Annotated in this window: 14 protein-coding genes; 1 reads left to right on the forward strand and 13 read right to left on the reverse strand. The window is 64.7% G+C overall.

The window, feature by feature from the left end:
• Positions 1–51: 51 nt before the first annotated feature.
• From C4K38_RS14065 to C4K38_RS14115, 11 genes are all read right to left on the reverse strand, one after another.
• The gene (locus C4K38_RS14065; protein WP_053278892.1) at positions 52–1,701 is read right to left on the reverse strand and encodes a BatD family protein; all 1,650 of its coding nucleotides are present in this window, start codon (positions 1,699–1,701) and stop codon (positions 52–54) included.
• A complete protein-coding gene (locus tag C4K38_RS14070) occupies positions 1,698–3,458 on the reverse strand; it encodes a vWA domain-containing protein (RefSeq protein WP_053278893.1) in 1,761 nt (586 codons plus the stop codon). The genes C4K38_RS14065 and C4K38_RS14070 overlap by 4 nt, the downstream gene beginning before the upstream one ends.
• A complete protein-coding gene (locus C4K38_RS14075) occupies positions 3,455–4,531 on the reverse strand; it encodes a vWA domain-containing protein (RefSeq protein WP_053278894.1) in 1,077 nt (358 codons plus the stop codon). Before C4K38_RS14075 ends, C4K38_RS14070 begins: the two co-directional genes overlap by 4 nt.
• On the reverse strand, positions 4,524–5,018 hold the full coding sequence (locus C4K38_RS14080; RefSeq protein ID WP_053278895.1) for a DUF4381 domain-containing protein: 495 nt from the start codon (positions 5,016–5,018) through the stop codon (positions 4,524–4,526). Before C4K38_RS14080 ends, C4K38_RS14075 begins: the two co-directional genes overlap by 8 nt.
• The gene (locus C4K38_RS14085; protein WP_025809166.1) at positions 5,015–5,959 is read right to left on the reverse strand and encodes a DUF58 domain-containing protein; all 945 of its coding nucleotides are present in this window, start codon (positions 5,957–5,959) and stop codon (positions 5,015–5,017) included. Before C4K38_RS14085 ends, C4K38_RS14080 begins: the two co-directional genes overlap by 4 nt.
• A 5-nt stretch (positions 5,960–5,964) precedes the next feature.
• On the reverse strand, positions 5,965–6,924 hold the full coding sequence (locus tag C4K38_RS14090) for an AAA family ATPase (protein WP_009048745.1): 960 nt from the start codon (positions 6,922–6,924) through the stop codon (positions 5,965–5,967).
• Positions 6,925–7,084: 160 nt separating this feature from the next.
• A complete protein-coding gene (locus C4K38_RS14095; protein ID WP_231998545.1) occupies positions 7,085–7,777 on the reverse strand; it encodes a formyl transferase in 693 nt (230 codons plus the stop codon).
• A 534-nt stretch (positions 7,778–8,311) separates the two neighbouring features.
• Positions 8,312–9,652: an MFS transporter gene (locus C4K38_RS14100; protein WP_053278897.1), complete on the reverse strand. Its 1,341-nt coding sequence runs from the start codon at positions 9,650–9,652 to the stop codon at positions 8,312–8,314.
• Between the two features lie 63 nt (positions 9,653–9,715).
• Positions 9,716–10,909, reverse strand: a complete 1,194-nt coding sequence (lhgO, locus tag C4K38_RS14105; protein WP_053278898.1) for an L-2-hydroxyglutarate dehydrogenase — start codon at positions 10,907–10,909, stop codon at positions 9,716–9,718.
• A 126-nt stretch (positions 10,910–11,035) separates the two neighbouring features.
• Entirely contained in the window at positions 11,036–11,746 is a 711-nt protein-coding gene (locus C4K38_RS14110) for a FadR/GntR family transcriptional regulator (RefSeq protein WP_053278899.1), read from the reverse strand.
• Positions 11,747–11,851: 105 nt separating this feature from the next.
• Positions 11,852–12,205, reverse strand: coding sequence for a hypothetical protein (locus tag C4K38_RS14115; RefSeq protein WP_053278900.1), 354 nt, complete (start codon positions 12,203–12,205; stop codon positions 11,852–11,854).
• 508 nt (positions 12,206–12,713) lie between these two features.
• Here C4K38_RS14115 and C4K38_RS14120 point away from each other — a divergent pair.
• Positions 12,714–17,582 carry an NAD-glutamate dehydrogenase gene (locus C4K38_RS14120; RefSeq protein ID WP_053278901.1) on the forward strand — a complete coding sequence of 1,623 codons (4,869 nt, stop codon included), beginning with the start codon at positions 12,714–12,716 and terminating at the stop codon, positions 17,580–17,582.
• A 421-nt stretch (positions 17,583–18,003) separates the two neighbouring features.
• Here C4K38_RS14120 and C4K38_RS14125 read toward each other — a convergent pair whose 3' ends face one another.
• Both C4K38_RS14125 and C4K38_RS14130 read right to left on the reverse strand, forming a co-directional pair.
• The gene (locus C4K38_RS14125) at positions 18,004–18,423 is read right to left on the reverse strand and encodes a cupin domain-containing protein (RefSeq protein WP_053278902.1); all 420 of its coding nucleotides are present in this window, start codon (positions 18,421–18,423) and stop codon (positions 18,004–18,006) included.
• 97 nt (positions 18,424–18,520) lie between these two features.
• Entirely contained in the window at positions 18,521–18,802 is a 282-nt protein-coding gene (locus C4K38_RS14130; protein ID WP_053278903.1) for a putative quinol monooxygenase, read from the reverse strand.
• Positions 18,803–18,929: the final 127 nt, after the last annotated feature.

An 18,929-nucleotide genomic window follows, 5' to 3' on the forward strand; every position in this document is an offset into this window, starting at 1 on the left:
TTCTGAAATAGGGTGCAGAAAACGGAGCGGAAGGCTGCGCGGTTTCCTGGGTTATTTCGGGTACAGCGGCGGCAAGCTGCTGGTATCGGCCAGCGGGGTCTGCACATGCTCGGCGATCGGGATGGTGCGAATTGCGCGCCACAGTTCTTCGCCTTGCCAGTAGTGGCCGGTTTCGCTGTAGAGCGCGCCGTTGAGGCCGTCCAGGGCATCGGACAGGGGCACGAAGCGGGCGGCCATGTCGGCCAGGGTTTCCGGTTGCTGGCGGGCCCAGGCGTCCAGGGCCTGGCGGGTGGCTTGTGGGTCGTTGGCCAGGCTGGCGCGCTTGAGGTCGTCGAGCAGGGTGCGTGGGCTGGGGCCGGTCTGTGCGGCGCGCAGGATCGCCGGTTGCCAGCGCGCGCGCCACCACAGGCCGAAGCCCAGCAGGGTGGTGCAGGCGAGGAGCAGGGTGCTGAGTTTCCAGGCCCACAGGGTGCCGCTGTCGCCACCGGCGCCAGTTGTTGCCGCACCTGCCGGGGTGTCAACCACCAGGCTCGGGTTGTTCGCCACTTGCAGGGTACGCGCCGGCAGGCTGCTGCGTTCCAGGTGGTCCTCATGGGTGTTCCACCAGACCACTTCCACCGCCGGCAGCTCGATGCTGCCGCTGCGGTTCGGCACCAGGGCCTGGCTGTCTTCGCGGCTGCCGATCAGCCCGCGGTCGCTGACCTGATTGCTCAGTTGCGGCTGGTCCGGGTAGCTGCGCAGGCCATTGGCTTCGGTCACCGGCAAGGGCGGCAGTTGCGAGCTGGACAGGCCTTCGGCCTTGAGGGTCAGGCTGCGGGTCAGCGAGTCGCCGACCTGGCTGTGGTCCGGCTCGGGGTTCCAGCTTTCCCCCAGGCTCAGGCTGCGGGCCGGCAGCCAGGGCGCGTCGGCCGGGTATTCGACTGGCTTGGCCTTGACCGTCAATGGCATCTGCGCCGAACTCACGTGCATCAGCTTGCCCGGCTTCAGGCCCTGGGGCGCCGGGTCCTGGGTGTTCGCGGCATCGGCCAGGGTGGCGCTGAAGGTCAGTTCAGGAATGTTCAGCACACCGCTGTGCTGGGGGAAGATCGCGTAGCGGATCTCGATCACGCCGTGGCGCACGCCATTGATGACTTTTTCATAGGTACGTGACTCGCCGAGCTGTTCGACCCGGGCGTCGTCGATCTGCAACGGCGTCAGGCTGCTGTCGTCGTACAGCGACACCGAGTGATAGATGTGCAGGGTCAGCACCGCCTGGGCCTGCACATAGACGCTGTCCTGGTCGAGGCTGGCGTCGATGAACACCGGTTCCAGCGGCGCGCTGTCGCTGCGGCTTGCGCTTTGCAGCACTTGCAGGGTGATCGGCTGGCTCTGCACGTCGCCCAGTTGCAGGGGTGGGATTACCACGGTGCCGGTGGTCTTGGGCAGCAGGGTGATGATCCAGCGGGTGATGGCGCGGTTGTCGCCGTTGAGGCTGGTCAACTGGTTGACCTGGCGCGTGCCCTGGACCTCGAACTGCGCTTGCAGCGGCGTCAGGTCGGGTTTGCCGAACAGCGTGACATTGTTGGATTCCAGGGTCAGCTCGACGGTTTCCCCGGAGTTCACGCGGCTGCGGTCGACACTGGCGACCAGCCCCTCGGCCCGGGCCTGAAAAGCGCCGAGCATCAGCACAAGCGTGAGTAAGAGGGCGGTGAAGCGGGTCATCGAATTTTTCCCTGATCCTGATGTTGTTGCTGTTCGTACCAGAACTTGCGGCGCAGCAGTTCGCCCGGATCGTCCGGAATCTGCCGCAACCATTGTTCCAATGCCTGACGGTGTTCGCCGTCGAAATTGTCCTGGGCATCGCGCAGCGGCGGCGTGGTGGTCTGTTCGTCGCCCAGTTCGCTGCCGGGAATCGCATCGTTGCCCGGGGTGGCGACCTCGTCGTCCGTCGACTCGTCGGCGGTGCTGGGGTGGCTGTTCTCCGGGGGCTGCTGGCCCGGGGTGACCGGTGCCTGGGTCGCCGCGCCGGCTTGTGGCGGCTGGCGGGTTTCGTCGTTGTCCTCGCTTTCGCCCTTGGCCGGTTCTTCCGCTGGCGCGGGCTCGGTCTCCTGCAACAGGCGTTCGACCAGGGCCTTGTTCTTTTGCGCGGCCGAAAGCTCCGGTTGCAGCTCCAGGGCCTGCTCGTAGGCATCCAGCGCGGCTTCCAATTCGCCGCTCTTGGCCAGGGCGTTGCCACGATTGTAGTGGGCGCGGGCGTCGTTGCCTTCGGCGAAGCGCTGAGCGGCAGCGGCGTAGTTGCCGGCCTCGTACAGCGCCACCCCTTGCCACTGCGGGTCCTCGAAATGCTGCGCTGCCTCGCCGGGCCGCTTCTGTTCCAGCAGGCGCTGGCCTTGCTGGTCGGGGCGCAGCCACAGGTCGTTGAACTCGAAGGCGTAGCTGGGCTGCGGCACGGCGAACAGCAACAGCGGCAGGCAGAACAGCCAGCCGCGGCGCCCGGCGCAGGCGGCCAGCAGCAACAGCGGCAGGAGCAGCCAGTAACCCTGGTCGGCCCAGGTGTCCAGGCGCAGGGTCTGGCCGTCGCTGCGCAGGTTCTGCGGACCGCTGAGCAGGCCCAGGCCGCGCAGGTCGTTGTCGTCCAGGCGCGCCGGGCGATAGCGGCCGCCGACTTCGCCGATAAAGCGCTTCAGGCTCGGGCTGTCGAGGCGCGACATCAGAATCGCCCCCTGTTCGTCCTTGAGAAAGCTGCCGTCTTCCTGGGTCACTGGCGAGCCCTGGCGGCTGCCGACCCCCAGCATCAACAGTTGTGGCGCCTGGCCGCCGAGGGCCTGGCGGATGCCCTGGCGTTCCTGTTCGCTGAGGGACGAGCCGATCAGCAGGATCCGGCCTTGGCCCAGCGCGCCCTGGTCCAGCAGCTTCAAGGCCTTGTGCAGCGCCAGGTCGGCGCGGTGGCCGGGCTGGGGCATGATCGATGGCTTGAGGGCTTCCAGCAGGTTGCGGCTGGTGGCCAGGTCATCCGACAGCGGCACCAGGGTGTGGGCGCTGCCGGCATAGACCACGATCGCCGTCTGCGCATCGCTGCGCACCTGCAACAGGTCCAGCAGCTTGCGTCGGGCCTGTTCCAGGCGATTGGGCGGGACGTCGCCGGCGAGCATTTCCGGGGTCAGCTCCAACAGCACCACCAGCGGGTCGGCCGGTTTCTGGCTGGTCTGTTCCACCCGCTGCCAGCCGGGGCCGAGCAGGGCCAGCACGGCGAGAATCCAGGCCAGACCGAGGGCGACCCACGGCAGCTTGCTTTCGCGGCCGTTGCCGCCGCTGAGCAGGGCGGCGTGAAAGGCCGGCGGCAGGATCATCTGCCAGCGACCGGCGCGTTTCTGTCGGTGCCACAACTGCCACAGCAGCCAGCCGAGCAGCGGCAACAGCAGCAGCCACCAGGGGCGGAACCAGTGGGGCCAGAGTTCGGCCCAGAACGGCGCGCTCATCGACGTCTCCGCAGGCGCAGGCGTTTCAGCCGTTCGCGCCAGTGGGGCAAGGGCTGCAGAAAGCGCTCGCGGGTGAAGAAACGGTGCAGCGGATGGTCCGGCCAGCGCTCGCGCACCACCAGCAGCATGCTCAGCAGCAGCGCCGCGGCCAGCGGCCAGCTGTACAGCGCCTGCGTCGAACGGGCCTGGGTCGGTTGCTGGGTCACCGGTTCCAGTTGATCGAGGGTGTCCTTGATCGCTTGCAGTTCCTGGCCGTCGCGGGCGCGGAAGTAGCGCCCGCCAGTGGCTTCGGCGATGGCCTTGAGGGCTGGCTCGTCCAGGTCCAGGCTCGGGTTGAGGCCGAGGAAACCCAGGGTGCCGCTTTGCTCCGGGTCGGCGCCGATGCCGATCGGGTAGATTTTCACGCCTTCTTCGGCGGCCAGGCGGGCGGCGGTCAGCGGGTCGATTTCGCCGCCGTTGTTGGCGCCATCGGTGACCAGGATCAGCACCCGGCTCTGCGCCGGACGCTGGCGCAGGCGCTTGAGCGCCAGGCCGATGGCGTCGCCGATGGCAGTGTTCTTGCCGGCGATGCCGATCTTCGCTTCGTCCAGCCACACGCGCACGGTGTGCCGGTCGAAGGTCAGCGGCGCTTGCAGGTAGGCCTTGCTGCCGAACAGGATCAGCCCGACCCGGTCGCCTTCGCGGCGTTCCAGGAAGTCACCGAGCAGGTGCTGGACCAGGTTCAGGCGGCTGACGTCTTCGTCCTGCCACTGCATGTCGGGGAAGTCCATGGAGCCGGACACATCCACCGCCACCAGCAGGTCGCGGCCGCTGGCGGCCACGGGCAGCGGTTCGCCCAGCCATTGCGGGCGGGCGGCAGCCACCAGCAGCAACAGCCACAACAGAATGAAGGGGGCCTGCTGGCGCCAGGTCGGCAGGTTGGCCCGGGCGCGGCGCTTGGCCAGGCCTTCCAGGTCGCTGAGGAAGCTGACCTTGAGTGCCGGTTCGCCGCTGTCGGCCACCGGCAGCAGCACCCGCAGCAGCCAGGGCAGCGGCAGCAGGGCGAAGATCCACGGCCAGGCGAACTCAAACATGTTTGCGAATCCAGATTTCCACCGCCTGGGTCAGGCCGGCGATGGCCTTGTCGTCGAGCTTGCACTCGGGCTTGTAGGCGCCTTCCACCAGGACCATCCAGCGCGTAAGGCCGGCCGCCGGGCAGCGGTTGTCGAGGAACGCCAGCCACTTGCGGCCGTTGAGGGTGTGGCTCTGGCTGTAGGGGTAATGGTTGCGGCACAGGCGCTTGAGCAGGCCGTTGAGCTGTTGCAGCCAGGCGCCGGCGGGCGCGCCGTCGTAGGGTTTGGGCAGCAGCGCCAGTTCGGCGAGGGCGGCCAGGCGTACCGGGTCCAGCGGTTGTTCGGCGCGGGGCAGGGCGCGTTGGCGCGGCCAGAAGCGCTTGAGTTGCCACAGGCCGAAACCAAGCAGCGGCAGCAACACCAGTAGCAGCCACCAGCCTGGCGCCGGCGGCCACAGGCCAATGGCGGGCGGGGCGATCAAGGGTTGCAGTTGGTCGAGGCTGCTCATCGGGTTTTCCCCGGGCGCTGCGGGTTCAGGTACTCGCGCAGTTGCTCGACCATTTCGCTCTGGGTGCTCAGGGGCATCAGCAGCACCCGCAGCTTCTGCGCCAGCAGTTCCCAGCGGGCGATGCGCGCTTCGCTCTGGGCCCGATAGGCCTGGCGCAGTTCGTAGTTGAGGGTGTCCAGCTCCAGTTGCGCGCCGCGTTCGGCGAAGCGCAGCAGGCCGGCGGCGGGCAGGGCGTGGTCCAGCGGGTCGGACAGCGGCATCAGCAGCAGGTCGCAATGCCGCGACAGCAGGCTCAGTTGCTGTTCGGCGGCGTCGCTCAGGGCGCGCTCGTCGCAGATCACGATCACCAGGCTGCCCGGGCGCAGCACTTCGCGGCCACGGCGCAGGGCGGTGCCGAGGGCGTCGCGTTCGGGTTCGGTTTCGCTGTGCAGCGACTGGTTGACCCGCACCAGGCGGTTGAGCAGTTGCAGCAGGCTCTGTTTGCTGCGCCGTGGCTTGATCTCATAGTGGTCGTCGTCGCCGAACACCAGGCCGCCGACCCGGTCGTTGTGGCCCAGGGCGGCCCAGCCGATCAGGCTCGCGGCCTGGGCGGCGAGCACCGACTTGAACATCAGCCCCGAGCCGAAGAACAGCCGCCGGCTTTGCTCGACCATGATGAAGATCGGCCGTTCGCGTTCTTCGTGGAACAGCTTGGTGTGGGGTTCCTGGGTGCGCGCGGTGACGCGCCAGTCGATGGTGCGCACGTCGTCGCCGGCCTGATAGACCCGCACCTGGTCGAAGTCGACGCCACGGCCGCGCAGCTTGGAGTGGTGCAGGCCGACCAGCGGGCTGCGCTGGCTCGGCGTGGAAAACAGCTGCACTTCGCGCACGCGATGGCGCATCTCGATCAGCTCGGCGAGGCTGACGCGGATGCCCGGGGCATCGACTGTGCTGGCGTTCATCGGGGTCAAGCGACGGCTACGACGTCGAGAATCCGCTGGACCACCCGGTCCTGGTCGATACCGGCGGCTTCTGCTTCGAAGGACAGAATGATGCGGTGGCGCAACACGTCGAACAGCACCGCCTGGATGTCCTCGGGGCTGACGAAGTCGCGCCCGGCCAGCCAGGCGTGGGCCCGGGCGCAGCGGTCGAGGGCAATGGAGCCCCGCGGGCTGGCGCCATAGGCGATCCATTCGGCCATCTCCGGGTCGAACTTGGCCGGGGTGCGGGTGGCCATCACCAACTGCACCAGGTATTCCTCCACGGCGTCGGCCATGTACAGGCCGAGGATTTCCTTGCGCGCGGCGAAGATCGCCTGCTGGCTGATGCGGCGCTCGGGCTTGGTTTCGCCGTTCAGCGCTTCGCCACGGGCCTGCTGCAGGATGCGCCGTTCGACGGTGGCATCAGGGAAACCGATCTTGACGTGCATCAGGAAACGGTCGAGCTGGGCTTCGGGCAGCGGGTAGGTGCCTTCCTGCTCGATCGGGTTCTGCGTGGCCATCACCAGGAACAGCGGCGACAGCTCATAGGTGCTGCGACCGACGCTGACCTGGCGTTCGCCCATGGCTTCGAGCAAGGCCGACTGGACCTTGGCCGGGGCGCGGTTGATTTCGTCGGCCAGCACCAGGTTGTGGAAGATCGGCCCTTGCTGGAACACGAAGCTGCCGGTTTCCGGGCGATAGATTTCGGTGCCGGTGATGTCGGCCGGCAACAGGTCGGGGGTGAACTGGATGCGATGGAACTGCGCTTCGATGCCTTCCGCCAACTCTTTGATGGCCTTGGTCTTGGCCAGGCCCGGGGCGCCCTCGACCAGCATGTGGCCGTCGGCGAGCAGGGCGATGAGCAAGCGCTCGATGAGTTTTTCCTGGCCGAGAATCTGCGTTGAAAGAAAGGTTCGCAGCGCGAGTAGCGCTTCACGATGTTCCATCGATGACTGTTCCTGCAGAGGATGACCGAAGGCGTTCGAATAACGCCAGGGCTGGGGGCGTTACTTTAATCTATCCGGGCCCCTGGCGACTAACGGCACCTGGCAAATTTCTGTAAATAGTGGGTAATTGGCCTCAGTAAGCCTTGCCGCCGTTCAGCTCTCAAGGAGCGCTTATCCGCAACGGAAATCCGTACGATTCGAAAAGATCCCAAACGTCCTCGCGATCGAAGAGCCGCCACCCCAGTGTCGTGAACCGCATCAGCTCATCCTCGCCGGGAAAGGAGTAGTAGGCCCCGGCAGATGGATCTTGAGACGTCCCCGTCATGGGCTCATCGCGTTCCAGGCGCCTGATTGCGTTCATGATGAGACGCGCGCCTGGTTGATAAAGTGAAAGGATGTGCCACAGCAAGGAGCGCTCCTTTTCGACTGCCACACGCGCAGTCTCAATGATGCGACCCACATCGATGCCGGGACTGTCGATCCAATGGAGCGTACAACCGATCTCCGGGTCCCCGTTCAGCAGCGCCCGGAAGGTCGCGAGAACACCTCGATATTGAGGCAAGAGGCCAGAGTGAAGATTGAGGACGCCGCGTGGCGCAATGGCCAAGGCTTCACTCTTCAGGATTTGACCAAAGCGGATTGAGATGAACAGATCCGCTCCCGCATCCTGCAGCATTTGCAGGCCCGCAGGATCCCTCAAGCTGGGCAATACCCGCACAGGAACCCCAAAGCGTTGCTGCAGTTCTGCAAAACCGAGTCGATGCCCGCTGCTGAGCTGGTCGCTCGATCCGCTTAACCCAGGGGGCAAGGCATTGAAGAGGTCCTGCTCGATCAAGGCCAGTTGTCCGAGCATGCGTGGCACCTTCCTGCCCGATCCCACTCTCTCCGAGAGGAATATTCCCACTGTGCTCTGGTGAATCTCGGGCAACAGGAAATTGAGCGTGAGATTGCTCTCCACGTCCCGGTTCACCAGAAAAGCGATTCGCAACTTCAGACCTCCTCCGACAGACCTGCCTTGAGATGCAGCAACGGCCAATTCAACACAAGCGGATCGATCCCATTTCCATTGTTTTGCCACGACGTATGGGCGCAAGGCCCGATCTGCTCGATCAATTCCGACATCAGACCTAGCATAGTTGCTCTTTCGTCATTGCTACGTCCCCCGGCAGCTCCTGGCCGTTCTCTGCCGATCATGGTTACAAAGCGTGCTGGTGAAATCCGCTGCAAGCGGTGGTCAGGTCGAATGCAAACGGATGGCCAAGTGGAGTGCGATTGCGCCAATAACCGGTAATGGTCCGCAACGCTGGGACCTGTTGTGAGGATCGGCGCAAGGGGATGGTTGCGGGTGCCTGACGCGCCGCCAGCACGGCGCGCCAGTGGCGGGTGCTCAGTTCTTGAAGCTGGAGTGCTTGCGGCCCTGGTCGCACAGGGCGAAGACCACCACCATCACCGCCGAGACCGCCAGGATCAGCGCCACGCCATCGGTCGAGTGAGTGGCCGAGTTGGCCACCAGGGCCAGCCCGCCGAGGGGCGCCAGGCCGCCGGCGATGGCGGTGCCGATTTCCCGGCCGGTGCCGAAGCCAGAGGAGCGGGTCTGGGTCGGGAACTGGCGGCTGAGGAACGAGCCCTGGGGGGCGAACATCATCGGCGCCAATACCCCGGTGCCGATGGCGATGGCCAGGTAGATCATCAGCGGCTCGCCGGTATTGAGCAGGCTCAGGAAGGGATAGGCGAACAGCACCGAGCACAGCCCGCCGAGCATCAGCACCTTCTTGCTGCTCCACTTGTCGCAGAGCCAGCCGAAGCAAGGCACGGCGACGATCGCCACCAGGCTGGCAATGGTCACCGACAGCGAAGTGACATGGGCTTCGACGCCTTTGTACTGGGTCAGGTAGGCCAGGGAGAAGGTCTTGAAGATGTAGCTCAGGGCGTTGTAGCCGATGGCCACGAACAGCACCACGGCCAGGCCCTTGAGGTCGTTCTTGAACAGCAGCTTGAGGGGCGAGACCTGGGTCTTGGTGTTGTCTTTGTCGTGCTCTTTATCCAGCTTCTCGAACTGCGGGGTTTCCGGAATGCTGCGCCGCACCCACAGGCCGACGCCGACCAGGGCGATGCTGCAAACGAACGGAATGCGCCAGCCGCCGGAGAGCAGGAACTCGTTGCCGTTCATGGTCAGCAGGTAGACGGTCAGCGACGACAGCAGCAGGCCCAGGTTCAGGCCCAGCGCCGGCCAGGCACCCTGGCTGCCGCGCTTGCCTTCGCTGGCGTGTTCGTAGGAGGTCACCGCCGCCCCGGACAGCTCGGCACCGGCGCCCAGGCCCTGGATGATCCGCACCAGCACCAGGATGATCGGTGCCCAGATGCCGATCGAGGCATAGCTGGGAATCAGGCCGATCAGGGTGGTGCACACGCCCATCATGCAGAAGGTGATCACCAGCACCTGCTTGCGCCCGAACCTGTCGCCCAGGTAGCCGAACAGGATGCCGCCGAAGGGCCGGGCGATAAAACCTATGGCAAAGGTGGAGAAGGCCAGCAGCGAGGCGACTTTCGGGTTGCTGGGGTCGAAGAAGATTTTCGAGAAGACGATGGCCGCCATGGTGGCGTACAGGTAGAAGTCATACCACTCCAGCATCGAACCGAAGATGGTCGCCGCCGCCACCTTGCGCAGGCGCTTTTGTTTTTGTTGCGGCGTTTCGCATGCGGCCGGGGCCGCCTCATGTACTGACATCTGAGGATTCCTTGTTGTTTGTAGTTATTTTCAAGCGGGCGCCAGGCACCCGTGCAGCGGGGATCAACGGGCTTTGCGGATTCTCTCGGCAATCATCTGGCCGATGGGGATGGCCGAGGTCGCGGCCGGCGAGGGGGCGTTGCAGACATGGACCATGCGCGGGGTTTCGGCGAACAGGAAGTCGTGCACCAGGGTGCCATCGCGCATCACCGCCTGGGCGCGAATCCCTGCTTCATAAGGCAGCAGGTCGTCGACTTCCAGGGACGGGCAGTATTTGCGGCACTGCTCCAGGTAGCCGCGTTTGAACAGCGAGTTCTTCATTTCCGTGGTGCCGGAACCGAGGTTGTTCCAGAGGGTTTTCCAGAAGCCGGGGAAGGCTGCGTACTCGGCCACGTCGCGCCAGTTGACGGAGAACTTGCGATAGTTCTCCCGGCCCAGGCCGAGCACGGCGTTGGGGCCGACGGTGACGCTGCCGTCGATCATCCGGGTCAGGTGCACGCCGAGAAACGGCAGCTCCGGATCGGGAATCGGGTAGATCAGGTGATTGACGATGTTGTTCTTCGCCGCCGGCAGGCGGAAGTACTCGCCACGGAACGGGATGATCTGGTGGTCGATCCTGACCCCGGCCAGGGCCGCCAGGCGATCCGATTGCAGGCCGGCGCAGGCCACCAGCTGGCGGGCGCTCCAGACCTTGTCGTCGCTGCTGATGGTGACCTGGTCGGCGGTTTCGACGATAGCGCGCACTGTGGTTTGCAGCTGCACTTCGCCGCCGGCCTTCTGGATGACCCGGGCCATGGCTTCGCACACCTGCTTGTAGTCGACGATGCCGGTGGCATCGAGAAACAGGCCGCCGAGGCCGACGATATTCGGTTCGCGCCGTTGCAGCTCTTTCGCGTCCAGCTGTTCGACCTTCAGGCCGTTCTGCTGCGAGCGCTCATACAAGGCGTGCATGCGCTCGACTTCCAGCGGCGTGGAGGCCACCAACAGCTTGCCGCAGACCTCGAACTTGATCTGGTGCTGGGTGCAGAAATCCTTGGTCGCCTGGGCGCCGCGCTTGCACAGGTCGGCCTTGAGGCTGCCCGGGGCATAGTAGATGCCGGCGTGGATCACCCCGCTGTTGTGGCCGGTCTGGTGCCGGGCCAGGACGTTTTCCTTTTCCAGAATCAGCAGCGAGGCGCCAGGCTGGCGTTCGAGCAGCGCCATGGCGGTGGCGAGGCCAACGATGCCGCCGCCGATGATGCAGTAGTCGTAGATCATGCAGATGTCACCTTGGTTATTCTTGTTTGAGTCTGATCATCAGGTTGTCAGACAAAGCTAGCCAAACAAAGGACGCCGCACGGCAGCGTCCGCAGACAGTGGAGTTCAGGCAGTGGATTCAGGGCTTCAATCGATACTCGGCAGGTCGATTTTCAAGCGTTTGGCCGCGGCCCGCAGGTGCGCTTCGGCGCAGGCGGCGGCTTGCAGCCGGTCGCCGGCGGCGATGGCTTCGTACAGCGCCTGGTGTTCGCGGCCGGCATCGGCGGAGCCGCCGACCGAATGGGCCGCCGAGTTTTCCCAGGCGGTGCGCCGCGCTTCGGCCAGTTGGCCGCGGAGAAAATCATGGAAGGCGACGAAGTAGTGGTTCTTGCTGGCGTCGGCGATGGCCCGGTGGAATTCCACGTCGGCCAGGGCGGCCGCGGCCAGATCGCTGCGCTGGTCATGCATTTCCTGCAGGGCGGTGCGCATGCGTTGCAGGTCGGCGTCGTCGCGGCGCTGGGCGGCGATGGAGGCGGCCTGGGTCTCGATCCACAGGCGCATTTCGAACATCTGCACCAGGTCGGGCTTGCGTCCTTTCTGGCTGGGAAAACGGAACACGCTGCCGTTGGGGTTCTGCGAAATAAACGAGCCCAGCCCGCGGCGGCTGATCAGGATGCCGTCAGCCTTGAGCTGCGCCACGGCCTCGCGCACCACCGAGCGGCTGACATTCAGTTGCTCGGTCAATTGCTGCTCGGTCGGCAGGCGCGATTCGGCGGTCAGGCGGCCGGAGTCGATTTCCTTGCGGATGGCGTTGACCACTCGTTCGACCAGGGTGTCGGGGCGCTGGAGCTGAAGCATGGAGGAGGTGGCTCGTAAGTCAGGTTGTCAGACAATGCCGGGGCGCCGGTTTCTTGTCAAGAAACCAGTCAGTTGCTCACAGCTCGTTGATCGAAGCTCGTAGGATCAGAGCTCGCTGATATAGGTGCCGGTGCCCTTGAGGATGTTCCGCAGGGTTTCCTCGACTTCCGCCAGGTCCGCCGCCGCGGTGTTGTGGCGAATCTCCAGGTGGTCGCTGCCATTGAGCGCGTCGGCGTCGGTCGCGGCGATTTCGATCAGCAGGCGGGTGGGGCTCAGGGTGACTTTCACCCCGTCCAGGGTCGAGGGTTCGCCATCCAGGGTGATCTCCAGTTCGTCCTCGTCCGGGTAGCGGGTCATCAGGAACATCTCGCCCTGGTTGCTGTGGCAGCAGAGCATGGCCATGTTGTCTTCTTCGTCGTCGCACGGGTTGGCGATCAGGTGGGCGGTGGTCATTTGCATGGGGCGAGTCCTGGGTCGGGCTCCGACGGGGGAGCGGGGCGAATAAAGCGCAATTCTGCCAGCCCGGGGGAATTTCTGCTGCTTTGTGTGTCAGAGAACAGGTCACGCTGGCGTCGCCGCAACTGTCCGTTTCTGGTACGGCAGTCCCGTAAAGCCGCGCCGCGGCCGCTGTTTTGTCCAGCGGCTGCTAGTGTTGTTCAAGGCCTGGCCCGCCAGTTGCCTGCCAATGACCGAATATGTCGCAGCACCGCAAGCAGCGGGCTTGCCGCACTCGTTAAGCTGCGCAACGGATGAGCACCTGTAAAGGCATTGCCCGGCGCACCTGGGCAGTCGTTTTTGCAGATGCCCATCCGGGAACGGTGAATGTGACCTGAGCGTCTCGTACAGCTTCACCACCCTGTCATCCTGCGACCTCTGCCCGAGATCCAGGAGCAGGATGACCGACACCCCCGAAGGGGGATTGCATGCGACGCTTTCATCAATAACAAGCCCAAGCGGAGTACCACAGATGGCGTTCTTCACCGCAGCCAGCAAGGCCGACTTCCAGCACCAACTGCAAGCGGCACTGGCGCAGCACATCAGTGAACAGGCACTGCCACAAGTGGCGCTGTTCGCTGAACAATTCTTCGGCATCATTTCTCTGGACGAACTCACCCAGCGTCGCTTGTCCGACCTGGCGGGCTGCACCCTTTCTGCCTGGCGCCTGCTTGAGCGCTTCGACCACGCGCAACCGCAAGTGCGCGTCTACAACCCCGATTACGAACGTCATGGCTGGCAGTCGACCCACACCGCGGTCGAAGTGCTGCACCATGACCTGCCGTTCCTGGTGGACTCGGTCCGCACCGAGCTGAACCGTCGCGGCTACAGCATCCACACCCTGCAGACCACCGTGCTGAGCGTGCGTCGCGGGAGCAAGAACGAGTTGCTGGAAATCCTGCCCAAAGGCACCCAGGGCGAAGGCATCCTGCAAGAATCGCTGATGTACCTGGAGATCGACCGCTGCGCCAACACCGCCGAGCTCAATGTGCTGAGCAAGGAACTGGAGCAGGTGCTCGGCGAAGTCCGCGTCGCCGTCGCCGATTTCGAGCCGATGAAAGCCAAGGTCCAGGAACTGATCGATGGCATCGGCAACAGCCAGTTCGAGATCGACGCCGATGAGAAGGGCGAGATCAAGAGCTTCCTGGAATGGCTGGTGGGCAACCACTTCACCTTCCTCGGCTACGAAGAGTTCGTGGTGCGCGAGGACCAGCACGGCGGCCATATCGAGTACGACCAGAACTCCTTCCTCGGCCTGACCAAGCTGCTGCGCGCCGGCCTCACCGTCGACGACCTGCGCATCGAAGACTACGCCGTGAACTACCTGCGCGAACCGACGCCGCTGTCGTTCGCCAAGGCCGCGCACCCAAGCCGCGTGCACCGTCCGGCCTACCCGGACTACGTGTCGATCCGCCAGATCGATGCCGACGGCAATGTGATCAAGGAATGCCGCTTCATGGGCCTGTACACCTCGTCGGTGTACGGCGAAAGCGTGCGGGTGATTCCTTATATCCGCCGCAAGGTGGAAATCATCGAACAGCGCTCCGGCTTCCAGGCCAAGGCGCACCTGGGCAAGGAACTGGCCCAGGTCCTCGAAGTGCTGCCCCGCGACGACCTGTTCCAGACCCCGGTGGACGAACTGTTCAACACCGTGATGTCGATCGTGCAGATCCAGGAACGCAACAAGATCCGCGTGTTCCTGCGCAAGGACCCCTACGGTCGTTTCTGCTACTGCCTGGCCTATGTGCCGCGCGACATCTATTCCACCGAGGTGCGGCAGAAGATCCAGCAAGTGCTGATGGATCGCCTGAAAGCCACCGACTGCGAGTTCTGGACCTTCTTCTCCGAGTCCGTGCTGGCGCGCGTGCAACTGATCCTGCGGGTCGACCCGAAGAACCGCATCGACATCGACCCGCTGCTGCTGGAAAAAGAAGTGGTGCAAGCCTGCCGCAGCTGGCAGGACGACTACGCCGCACTGACCGTCGAAAGCTTCGGCGAAGCCCACGGCACCAATGTCCTGGCCGACTTCCCGAAAGGCTTCCCGGCCGGCTACCGCGAGCGCTTCGCCGCGCATTCGGCGGTGGTCGACATGCAGCACCTGTTGAGCCTGTCCGAGGCCAACCCGCTGGTGATGAGCTTCTACCAGCCGCTGGCCCAGTCCACCAGCCAGCCGCTGCTGCACTGCAAGCTGTACCACGCCGATACCCCGCTGGCGCTGTCCGACGTGCTGCCGATCCTGGAAAACCTCGGCTTGCGCGTGCTCGGCGAGTTCCCGTATCGCCTGCGCCACGCCAGCGGCCGTGAGTTCTGGATCCACGACTTCGCCTTCACTGCGGCCGAAGGCCTGAACCTGGATATCCAGCAGCTCAACGACACCCTGCAGGACGCTTTCGTCCACATCGTCCGTGGCGATGCCGAGAACGATGCGTTCAACCGCCTGGTGCTGACCGCCGGCCTGCCATGGCGCGACGTCGCGCTGCTGCGTGCCTACGCCCGTTACCTGAAGCAGATCCGCCTGGGCTTCGACCTGGGGTACATCGCCAGCACCCTGAACAACCACACCGATATCGCCCGCGAGCTGACCCGGTTGTTCAAGACCCGCTTCTACCTGGCGCGCAAGCTCACCGGCGATGACCTGGAAGACAAGCAGCAACGCCTGGAACACGCGATCCTCACTGCCCTGGACGACGTCCAGGTGCTCAACGAAGACCGCATCCTGCGTCGCTACCTGGACCTGATCAAGGCCACCCTGCGGACCAACTTCTACCAGACCGACGCCAACGGCCATAACAAGTCGTACTTCAGCTTCAAGTTCAACCCGCACCTGATTCCCGAGCTGCCCAAGCCGGTGCCGAAGTTCGAGATTTTCGTCTACTCGCCGCGCGTCGAAGGCGTGCACCTGCGTTTCGGCAACGTCGCTCGCGGCGGCCTGCGCTGGTCCGACCGTGAAGAAGACTTCCGTACCGAAGTCCTGGGCCTGGTAAAAGCCCAGCAAGTGAAGAACTCGGTGATCGTGCCGGTGGGCGCCAAGGGCGGCTTCCTGCCGCGTCGCCTGCCGCTGGGCGGCAGCCGGGACGAGATCGCGGCCGAGGGCATCGCCTGCTACCGCATCTTCATCTCCGGCCTGCTGGACATCACCGACAACCTGAAGGACGGCGCCCTGGTGCCGCCGGCCAACGTCGTGCGTCACGACGACGATGACCCGTACCTGGTGGTGGCGGCGGACAAGGGCACCGCGACCTTCTCCGACATCGCCAACGGCATCGCCATCGACTACGGCTTCTGGCTGGGCGACGCGTTCGCTTCCGGCGGTTCCGCCGGCTACGACCACAAGAAGATGGGCATCACCGCCAAGGGCGCGTGGGTCGGCGTACAGCGCCACTTCCGCGAACGCGGCATCAATGTCCAGCAAGACAGCATCACCGTGGTGGGCGTCGGCGACATGGCCGGCGACGTGTTCGGCAACGGCTTGCTGATGTCCGACAAACTGCAACTGGTCGCGGCCTTCAACCACCTGCACATCTTCATCGACCCGAATCCGGATCCGGCCACCAGCTTCGCTGAACGCCAGCGTATGTTCGACCTGCCGCGTTCGGCCTGGAGCGACTACGACACCAGCATCATGTCCGAAGGCGGCGGCATCTTCTCGCGCAGCGCGAAGAGCATCGCCATCTCGCCGCAGATGAAAGAACGCTTCGACATCCAGGCCGACAAGCTGACCCCGACCGAGCTGCTCAACGCCTTGCTCAAGGCGCCGGTGGACCTGTTGTGGAACGGCGGTATCGGTACCTACGTCAAGGCCAGCACCGAAAGCCACGCCGATGTCGGCGACAAGGCCAACGATGCGCTGCGGGTCAACGGTAACGAGCTGCGCTGCAAGGTGGTGGGCGAGGGCGGCAACCTCGGCATGACCCAGCTGGGTCGTGTGGAGTTCGGCCTCAATGGCGGCGGTTCCAACACCGACTTCATCGACAACGCCGGTGGCGTGGACTGCTCCGACCACGAAGTGAACATCAAGATCCTGCTCAACGAAGTGGTGCATGCCGGCGACATGACCGACAAGCAACGCAACCAGTTGCTGGCGAGCATGACCGACGAAGTCGGTGGCCTGGTGTTGGGCAACAACTACAAGCAGACCCAGGCCCTGTCCCTGGCGGCCCGTCGCGCCTTCGCGCGGATTGCCGAGTACAAGCGCCTGATGAGCGACCTGGAAGGCCGTGGCAAGCTGGACCGCGCCATCGAGTTCCTGCCGTCGGAAGATCAACTCAACGAACGCGTTGCCGCCGGCCACGGGCTGACCCGTCCGGAACTGTCGGTGCTGATCTCCTACAGCAAGATCGACCTCAAGGAGCAGTTGCTCAATTCCCTGGTACCGGACGACGACTACCTGACCCGCGACATGGAAACCGCGTTCCCGCCGACCCTGGTCAGCAAGTTCGCCGAAGCCATGCGTCGTCACCGCCTCAAGCGCGAGATCGTCAGCACCCAGATCGCCAACGACCTGGTCAACCACATGGGCATCACCTTCGTGCAGCGCCTGAAGGAGTCCACTGGCATGAGCCCGGCCAACGTGGCGGGCGCCTATGTGATCGTGCGTGACATCTTCCATCTCCCGCACTGGTTCCGCCAGATCGAAGCCCTGGACCACCAGGTCTCGGCTCAGGTGCAGCTGGAGCTGATGGACGAGCTGATGCGCCTTGGCCGTCGCGCCACCCGCTGGTTCCTGCGCAGCCGTCGCAACGAGCAGGATGCCGCGCGTGACGTCGCGCACTTCGGTCCGCACCTGGCGGCGTTGGGCCTCAAGCTCGACGAACTGCTGGAAGGCCCGACTCGTGAAGGCTGGCAGACCCGCTACACCGCCTACGTCGAAGCCGGCGTGCCTGAGCTGTTGGCGCGCATGGTGGCAGGTACCACCCACCTGTACACCCTGTTGCCGATCATCGAGGCCGCGGATGTCACCGGTCACGATGCCGCCGATGTGGCCAAGGCCTACTTCGCCGTGGGCAGCGCCCTGGACCTGCCGTGGTACCTGCAGCAGATCAGCGATCTGCCGGTGGCCAACAACTGGCAGGCCCAGGCACGCGAAGCCTTCCGCGACGACGTGGACTGGCAGCAGCGGGCAATCACCATCTCGGTCCTGCAAATGGCCGACGCGCCAGAAGACATGGAAGCCCGCGTGGCCCTGTGGCTTGAGCAGAACCAGAGCATGGTCGAGCGCTGGCGCGCGATGCTGGTGGAAATCCGTGCCGCCAGCGGCACCGACTACGCCATGTACGCGGTGGCCAACCGCGAATTGCTGGACCTGGCCATGAGCGGTCAATCGGGCCTTGTAACGGCCTGATCGAGCGCTAAATGAAAAAGCCCCGTATCGCGAGATACGGGGCTTTTTTCATGGCCTCAAGGAATGCTGTAGCCGCTTCTGTAGGAGCGAAGCTTGCTCGCGATCCGCGCAGCGGCCAGACGCCTTTTTATCGGCTTGGTTTTGTGCTGGCTGTACTGACGTCATCGCGGGCAAGCCTCGCTCCTACAGAAGAAACGCGGTCTGCGTAGGAGCGGCCAGGCGCTTACTGCTTCAACGGCGTCAGCACCTCATCCTTAAGGAATGCTGTAGCCGCTTCTGTAGGAGCGAAGCTTGCTCGCGATCCGCGCAGCGGCCAGACGCCTTTTTATCGGCTGGGCTTTATGCTGGCTGTACTGACGTCATCGCGGGCAAGCCTCGCTCCTACAGAAGAAACGCGGTCTGCGCAGGAGTGGCCAGGCGCTTACTTCTGCAACGGCGTCAGCACTTCATCCTTGGCGTCCTTGAGCATGAACACCAGCAGCCGGGCCGGTTTGCTGGCGCTGGCGTTGGCCGACACCGGGTGCTGCGAGCCGGCCGGTTCGTACCAGGATTCGCCCGCCTTGTAGGTGATGGCCGGCTCGTCGTTGACCCGCGAGGTGATCTCGCCTTCGAGCACATAGGCCAGGGCCGCGCCCTTGTGCATGTGCGGCACCGTGGCCTGGCCCGGCGCGTAGTCGACGGTGAGCATCAGCGCGGTCTTGCCCGGCAGGTTGCTCAGGGCATGTTCCTGCAGGATCTTGAGTTTCTCCTGGCCGTACTCCGGGTCATGGGCGGCGGCGCCCAGGGAGGTGAGCAAGGTCAGGCCGGCAAGGGCGGAAGTCAGGGCAGCGAGGGTCTTCATGGTCGGTTTCTCCGGTTCGAAAGGGGCTGACTCAAGGTAAGCCCGCTGGCTCGACCGGCCTATAACCAATCCCGGCAAAGAACCGCAGACCAATGCCTCAGTGTTCGAAGTCGAGGGCGCAGGCCAGGCGGCTGGCCAGCAGGTCGATAAAACCCTGGGCCGCCGGCAGATGGAAATGCGCCTGCATCTCGGCCGCCGAGCGCCATTGGCCGCGCACGCTCCAGCGGTGCGTGTCCGTGCTGTCGCGGCGCAGTTCATAACCCAGGCAGCCAGGCGCCTCGCGCAGGGCGGTCAGTAGCTGGTTCAGGTGTTCGCCAAGCTCGTCCGAGCGGCCCTGGGCGGCGCGGATCTGGACGCTGTTGGTCGCGGTACTGGACATGTCCAAGCCTCCGGAAATGCTGTGGCCGTCGCGCTACTCGATGACGGAGCGCGGCGCGAACAGCTGGGTGGACGCTCAGGGTAGGCCGCCAAGGTGACAAGTCCAATAACCAATCCCCGAGAAAAGC

This window comes from Pseudomonas chlororaphis subsp. piscium (genome assembly GCF_003850345.1).
Classification (GTDB): domain Bacteria; phylum Pseudomonadota; class Gammaproteobacteria; order Pseudomonadales; family Pseudomonadaceae; genus Aquipseudomonas; species Aquipseudomonas piscium.

Coding starts and splice junctions, on each gene's coding strand:
- C4K38_RS14065 (WP_053278892.1), bottom strand. CDS start 1,701: ATGACCCGCTTCACCGCCCTCTTACTCACGCTTGTGCTGATGCTCGGC.
- C4K38_RS14080 (WP_053278895.1), bottom strand. CDS start 5,018: ATGAGCAGCCTCGACCAACTGCAACCCTTGATCGCCCCGCCCGCCATT.
- C4K38_RS14125 (WP_053278902.1), bottom strand. CDS start 18,423: ATGAAGACCCTCGCTGCCCTGACTTCCGCCCTTGCCGGCCTGACCTTG.
- C4K38_RS14090 (WP_009048745.1), bottom strand. CDS start 6,924: ATGGAACATCGTGAAGCGCTACTCGCGCTGCGAACCTTTCTTTCAACG.
- C4K38_RS14085 (WP_025809166.1), bottom strand. CDS start 5,959: ATGAACGCCAGCACAGTCGATGCCCCGGGCATCCGCGTCAGCCTCGCC.
- C4K38_RS14095 (WP_231998545.1), bottom strand. CDS start 7,777: ATGCTCGGACAACTGGCCTTGATCGAGCAGGACCTCTTCAATGCCTTG.
- C4K38_RS14120 (WP_053278901.1), top strand. CDS start 12,714: ATGGCGTTCTTCACCGCAGCCAGCAAGGCCGACTTCCAGCACCAACTG.
- C4K38_RS14110 (WP_053278899.1), bottom strand. CDS start 11,746: ATGCTTCAGCTCCAGCGCCCCGACACCCTGGTCGAACGAGTGGTCAAC.
- C4K38_RS14130 (WP_053278903.1), bottom strand. CDS start 18,802: ATGTCCAGTACCGCGACCAACAGCGTCCAGATCCGCGCCGCCCAGGGC.
- C4K38_RS14100 (WP_053278897.1), bottom strand. CDS start 9,652: ATGTCAGTACATGAGGCGGCCCCGGCCGCATGCGAAACGCCGCAACAA.
- lhgO (WP_053278898.1), bottom strand. CDS start 10,909: ATGATCTACGACTACTGCATCATCGGCGGCGGCATCGTTGGCCTCGCC.
- C4K38_RS14075 (WP_053278894.1), bottom strand. CDS start 4,531: ATGTTTGAGTTCGCCTGGCCGTGGATCTTCGCCCTGCTGCCGCTGCCC.
- C4K38_RS14070 (WP_053278893.1), bottom strand. CDS start 3,458: ATGAGCGCGCCGTTCTGGGCCGAACTCTGGCCCCACTGGTTCCGCCCC.
- C4K38_RS14115 (WP_053278900.1), bottom strand. CDS start 12,205: ATGCAAATGACCACCGCCCACCTGATCGCCAACCCGTGCGACGACGAA.